At 73.4% G+C, this 4992-nt stretch carries 3 protein-coding genes and 1 pseudogene; 1 reads left to right on the forward strand and 3 read right to left on the reverse strand.

All coding sequences use genetic code 11. The features are described from left to right. The 3 genes and pseudogenes from E1286_RS46005 to E1286_RS46015 form a co-directional block, all read right to left on the reverse strand. Window positions 1-454, reverse strand: a pseudogene (locus tag E1286_RS46005) (hypothetical protein); the annotation flags it as partial. Next, complete coding sequence (locus E1286_RS46010; protein WP_246075714.1) at window positions 454-1482, reverse strand: AAA family ATPase; 1029 nt, start codon at window positions 1480-1482, stop codon at window positions 454-456. The pseudogene E1286_RS46005 and the gene E1286_RS46010, both read right to left, overlap by 1 nt. Window positions 1483-1495: 13 nt before the next feature. After that, complete coding sequence (locus tag E1286_RS46015) at window positions 1496-3610, reverse strand: hypothetical protein (protein WP_132623541.1); 2115 nt, start codon at window positions 3608-3610, stop codon at window positions 1496-1498. 165 nt (window positions 3611-3775) lie between these two features. Between E1286_RS46015 and E1286_RS46020 the strand changes: the two genes are divergently transcribed. Then, a partial coding sequence (locus E1286_RS46020; protein WP_246075715.1) for a hypothetical protein occupies window positions 3776-4992 on the forward strand: 1217 nt, incomplete at its 3' end.

Genomic DNA, 4992 nt, shown 5'->3' on the forward strand with positions numbered 1-4992 from the left:
GGGTGGCGGGCGCGCCGTACGCGCGGACGCGCCGGGCGAGCCCGAACGGGTCGGCCCGCACGAGCACGAGCGGCCCCACGGGGATCTCCCCGCGCACCCCCGTCGGCAGCGGGTACGACACCGTGCGCACCGCGCCCTTCGGAAGTCCGGGCACGTCGATCGTGTGCTCGGCGTCCCCGATCCGGTCCCGGGCGCGCAGCCCCGACAGCCCGCGGCGGCCCCGGTTGGTCACGGTGAGCACCGCCACGGCGGCGTCCCCGCGCGCCACCTTGACCGGCGTGACCTCGCGCCGCACCTCCAGGCGGGGTTTCGGAGCGGTCCAGGCCAGCGCCAGGGCGACCGCGAGCAGGCCGCCCGTGGCGAGCACGACGGGTTCGGGATAGCCGAGGGCGAACCCCCCCGCGTACAGCAGGACGGAGCCGGCGAGCGTCCCCCAGCCCAGCGGCGTCAGCATCAGGCCGCCTGGGGCACCGGCGTCCCGGCGATGATCTCGCCGAGCACGGCGGCGGCGGTGATCTCGCGCAACTCCGCCTCGGGGGTGAGGATCAGGCGGTGCGCCAGCACCGGCACGGCCAGCGCCTTGACGTCCTCCGGCACCACGTAGTGGCGTCCGGCCGCCGCGGCCTTGACGCGCGCGGCGCGCAGCAGGGCCAGGCTGGCCCGGGGGCTGGCGCCGAGCCGCAGGCGCGGGCTCGTACGGGTGGCGCCGCACAGCGCCACGATGTAGTCGTAGACCGGGTCGGCCACGTGGATGCGCGCGGCGAAGTCGATCATCCCGGACACGTCCGAGGCGCGCGCGACCACCGGCAGCCGTTCGACCTGCGGCCCCGTCGGCATGCCCTTGAGCACCTCGACCTCCGCCGCGTGGTGCGGGTAGCCGACGGAGATCTTCATCAGGAACCGGTCGAGCTGCGCCTCGGGCAGCGGGTACGTGCCGTCCATGTCGACCGGGTTCTGCGTGGCCACCACCAGGAACGGGCGCGGCACCGGGTGCGGCTCGGCGTCCACGGTGACGCGGCGCTCCTCCATGACCTCCAGCAGCGCCGCCTGGGTCTTCGGCGAGGCGCGGTTGATCTCGTCCGCGAGCACGATGTTGGCGAAGACGGGCCCGTGGTGGAACTCGAACTTCTGGTGCGCCTGGTTGAAGATCGACACACCGGTGATGTCGCTGGGCAGCAGGTCGGGGGTGAACTGCACGCGCCGCCACTCGGCGTCCACGCTGGCCGCGAGCGAGCGGGCGAGCGTGGTCTTGCCGGTGCCCGGCACGTCCTCCACGAGCACGTGTCCCTCGGCGAACAGGCAGATCAGGGCCAGTTCGACGGTCTCGCGCTTGCCGCGGATGATCCGCTCGATGTTGCCGGCCAGCAGCTGGAAGCGCTGCGCGAACTGCGCGGCCAGCTGCGCCGGCTGCCCGGCGGCAGGCTGCACGGGCTGGACCTGCTGCCCGTACGGCGGCTCGGCCGGGTAGGTGTACTGGGTCACCTGGCCCCCCTTCTCAGTCGGTGCACTCGAACAGTGGCGTGGCGGGGAACCCGCCTCGCGGGGTGGCCATCAGGGTGTCGCTGATGTACGCCACGCCGCCGTTCCACTCGATCCGGTCCCAGACGTCGCTGGTCTCCCCGGACTGCTTCTCGGTCACGGACATGCCCTTGACCTGGCAGATCACGGTCAGGTCGCGGTACTCGCCGCGCGGGACGGCGCCGATCTGGCAGTTGCCGGTCGGGCAGGAGTTGATCTTCGTGTTGGTCTGATCGTTGTGGGCGTTCTTGTACACCTTCCGGGGATAGGCCAGGTCCACCGTGGTCGTGGCCACGTCGGGGCTCTCGCCCGCCGCGTTCTTCGCCTTGAGGGTGAACGTGTGCTTCTGGTCGTTCTTGAGTCCGTCCACGGTGAGAGAGGTGCCCTGGACGCCACTCCTGGTGGCGGCGCCGGACAGCTCGTACGTGGTGCCGTCGCCGGCGTTCTCGGGCGCGCTCCAGCTCAGGTCGGCGCCCCGGTTCCTGGCCTTGGCGCTGAACCCGGCCGGCGAGCCGGGCGCCACGCACGGCTTGGCACCGGCGCTCGGCTCGGACTCCACCTCGCCGCCCGCCCAGTGCGCGACCACCACGAACGTGTATTCCCGGGCGCAGTCCCCGCCGCCGAACTCGAACTGGAACGGCCCGTCCGCGGTCACCGACTCGGGCACGGACTCACCCTGACCGGCCGTCCGCAGCGTGTAACGCTCCACCTGCCCGCCGGTGGACGGGCTGAAGGTCACGGTCACCATCCCCGGGCCCGACCGGGCGGTCACCGCGCCGGGCGGGGACGGCGCCCCGGGCGACGGCGTGGGGCTCTGGCTGGGCGTGCGTGTCGGCGTGCGGGCCGGCTCGGCCTCCCTGGTCTGGGTGGGGCGGGGCCCGGCGGTGGTCTCGACGGGCCCGGGATCGGGATCGGTGTCGCGGTGCGTGGGGTCCGGGCGCGGCGTCGGCTTCGGCTTGGGCGTACTGGTCGGCCCCGGTACGTCGGAGTCGTCCTTGTCGATGTCGTGCTTGCGGCCCTCGGGGTCGATGACGACGGCCTTGTCGCCGTTCTCGTCGTTGGCCCACAGCAGGCCGTCCTTGACGAACACCTCCACCGGGCCCGGCCTCTCGGCCACCCGCAGCGTGGTGGGGTGACCGCCGGCCGCGCTGTCCCAGACGATCAGCGACCCGCTGCCGCGGTCCGGGACGTACACCTTGGTGCCCAGCATCTGCGGCACCCCGAGCCGGGCCGGGTCCTCGACGGCGAACTTCGTGCTCAGCACCGAGTTGGAGCCGGTGTCGATCACCACGAGCAGGCCCGCGTCCCCAGGGGCCAGGATCGGCACCAGCGAGCCCTCCGCGGCGGCCGGGGTGAGCGCGCCGCCCCTGCCGGCCTGGGCGACGCCCTTGGGCAGCGTGATCTCGCCGACGCCACCGTCCTCGCCGATGATCGTGGCGGTGGCGGCGCGGCTGTTGACCACGACCGGCAGGCCGCCCGCGATCGTCACGGACAGCTCCTCGCCCGGCTCACCGACCTTGACCGGATCGGCCGCCACGCCGTCCCGTACGGGGACGACCTCGCCCTTGGCGGTCACCGGCACCCACAGGCGGCCACCGCCGTCGACGCGGGCCGCGCCGAGCGGGCCCGGCAGGGTGATCGGGGAGCCGACGGAGTCGAGCGTGACGGGGTCGATCTGCTGGACCCGGCCCGCCGCCGGGTCCACCGCGTACGCGCCCGCGCCGGATATGGCGATCTGGAGCCCCGCCGCACCGAAGTCGCGGGTCTGGGCCACGCTGAGCTGGCCCGGCTCGATGCGGCTGACGAAGCCGGTGGCGTCGTCGACGAGCAGCACGTGGCCGCCGTCCTGGACGACGCGCAGCTTCGCGCCGGACTTGTGGTCGAGGTAGCCGTCCACCTCACCGGACAGGCCGTTGACGTGCACCAGCTTGCCCTTGGCGGAAGTCCACAGCCAGGCGCCGACGTCGGCCAGCTGGGGATTGGCGCTGGAGACGCCCACGCCGAACCACGCGGCCACCGCGACCAGGACGATCGCCGCCGCTCCCGCGATCACCGCAGTGGCCTTGTCTCCGCGGAGCCTGTGCGTCCGCACCCCTCATTCACCCCGGTATGTACGCTTGCTGAGCCTTTGCCCCCTCTTCACCGGGCATCACCCTAGCGGTCACTCATCACTCATGCGCGCCTACTGGCTGGTAGCAATGGGAGCGATGGTGGCGGCGGGCCCAGAGTGTCGGTGTGAAGCCGTACCTTAGAGGCCGTGTCCGAACAGGCCCTGTCCGATCAGCTCGCTGACCAGCCGCTGACGCTCGACGCCGCCCTCACCGACGAGGCGGTGCTGTCGACCTACCGCCGCATGTTCGCCGCGCTGGCCCGCGACAGCGGGGCCGTGGTCGACGACCCGGTCCTGGTCGACATCGCCGAGACGCTCTTCACCGCCTTCGCCGAGGCGGGCGAGGAGTGGCTGACCCACGAGCAGATGCGCTTCGCCTGCCGCGCCTACCCGGCCGACCAGTTCGACAACCGGCTGCGCGTGCTCAAGGGGCTCGGCGCGATCCGCGAGGTGTTCCCCAAGCCCAACCAGCTGCGTTACCGCGCGTCGTTCACCAGCGTGGTGGGCCTGATGTTCATCCGGCGGATGATGGACGACGGCGGCCAGTCCGAGATGCACCGGCTGCTCGCCCTCGAAGACCTCAACGTCGCCGACCCCCGCACCACGATGGAGGAGGCCCGGCAGAGCGCGGTCAACCTGGCGCGGGCGTTCCGGCTGTGGGCGCTGGAGCTGATCACGCTCACCACGGGCACCATCGAGGAGCTGCGCGAGCAGGCGCCCAAGCTGTGGGGCACCGAGGAGATCGCGCGGCGGGCGCAGGGGCTGCACGCCACCATCCTGACCCGCTGGCCGGAGCTCGACCGGGTCTGCACCGACCTGCGAGCGGCGATCTACGCCTACAGCGACGCCTCGCGCCGGGCCGCGGGCCGGCTGGCCGACTCCGCCGGCACCACGCGCAACCTGACGCTGCTGCCGTCGGAGACGTGGCGGACGTTCTCGCAGACGGCCTCGCGTGAGCGGCTGGCGGCGGTGCTCGACGGGTTCGTCTTCGACGCGCCCGCGCCGTGGCACGATCCGGCCGCCATCGCCCGCGCCGTCGACGAGGCCCCGCGCCCGGCCCCCGCCCAGCCCACTCCTCCGCGTTCCGCCCTGCCCGACCCCGGGCCGGGCTCCGCACTCGACTCCTCGCCCGACGCCGCCCTCGACCGGCTGAGGGAGGTCGCCGAGTCGCTGCTGGGCGAGGCGCGGCGGGTGTCGCTGGCCGACGTGCTCGGGCCCGACTGGCCGTCGGCGCGGCGCGTCCTCGCCGACCTGACGACCGTCGACCTGCGTCCGGAGCTGCCCTACCGGCTGACGTGGTCCGACGGGCTGACGATCGACCCGGATCGCGAGCCCGCCTGGCTCTCCCACGGCCACCTGGAGCG

It is taken from the genome of Nonomuraea terrae (genome assembly GCF_004348995.1).
Taxonomy (GTDB): Bacteria; Actinomycetota; Actinomycetes; order Streptosporangiales; family Streptosporangiaceae; genus Nonomuraea; species Nonomuraea terrae.